Annotated in this window: 1 protein-coding gene; it reads right to left on the bottom strand. The window is 69.9% G+C overall.

The features are described from left to right. Positions 1–1,148: tetratricopeptide repeat protein (locus I6A60_RS36980; RefSeq protein WP_203021926.1), on the bottom strand; the 1,148-nt coding region annotated here is incomplete at both ends.

Below are 1,148 nucleotides of genomic sequence, written 5' to 3'. Positions count from 1 at the left end.
TTGGCCATCGCGTCCAGGGTCCGGGGATCGTCGGAGCCCAGGAGCTCTCGCCGCCGGCCGAGAACCTCCTGCTCCAACTCCCGAGCACCCGCATAATCCGCTGCCCACCGCAGCGTTGCGGCCAGATTGGCCATCGCGTCCAGGGTCCGGGGATCGTCGGAGCCCAGGAGCTCTCGCCGCCGGCCGAGAACCTCCTGCTCCAAGTCCCGAGCAGTGGAGTAGTCCGCAGCGTCCCGCACCGTTGCGGCCAGATTGGCCATCGCCGTCAGGGTCCGGAGATCGTCGGGGCCAAGGAGCTCTCGCCGCCGGCCGAGAACCTCCTGCTCCAACTCCCGGGCAGTGGAGTAATCTGCCGCCCACCGCGATATCCGGGCCATCACGGCCATCGCGTCCAACGTGTCCGGATGGTCGGGGCCGAGTAGCTCTCGCCGCCGGTCGAGGACGTGCTGCTGCAACTCGCGAGCACCCTCATAGTCCGCCGCCCACCACAACGTCACGGCCAGGGTGGCCATCGCCGTCAGGGTGCGGGGATCGTCGGGGCCGAGGAGCTCTCGCCGCCGGTCGAGGACGTGCTGCTGCAACTCGCGGGCAGTGGAGTAGTCCGCAGCGTTCCGCAGCGTTACGGCCAGGGTGGCCATCGCGGTCAGGGTCCGGAGATCGTCGGGGCCAAGGAGCTCTCGCCGCCGGTCGAGAACCTCCTGCTCCAACTCCCGAGCACCGGCAAAGTCCCCAGCGTCCCGCAGCGTTGCGGCCAGGTTGGCCATCGCGATCAGGGTCCGGGAATCGTCGGGGCCAAGGAGCTCTCGCCGCCGGCCGAGGACCTCCTGCTCCAACTCCCGGGCACCTGCATAGTCCGCTGCCCACCGCAGCGTTGCGGCCAGGTTGGCCATCGCGATCAGGGTCCGGGAATCGTCGGGGCCAAGGAGCTCTCGCCGCCGGTCGAGGACGTGCTGCTGCAACTCGCGGGCAGCGGAGTAGTCCGCAGCGTCCCGCAGCGTCACGGCCAGGTTGGCCATCGCCGTCAGGGTCCGGAGATCGTCGGAGCCCAGGAGCTCTCGCCGCCGGCCGAGAACCTCCTGCTCCAACTCCCGAGCACCCGCATAATCCCCAGCGTCCCGCACCGTCACGGCCAGGGTGACCATCGCGTC

Source organism: Frankia sp. AgB1.9, assembly GCF_016786355.1.
Taxonomy (GTDB): Bacteria; Actinomycetota; Actinomycetes; order Frankiales; family Frankiaceae; genus Pseudofrankia.
The sequence above is the reverse complement of the archived record's forward strand: the minus strand, read 5'-3'. Positions and strand labels throughout refer to the sequence as shown.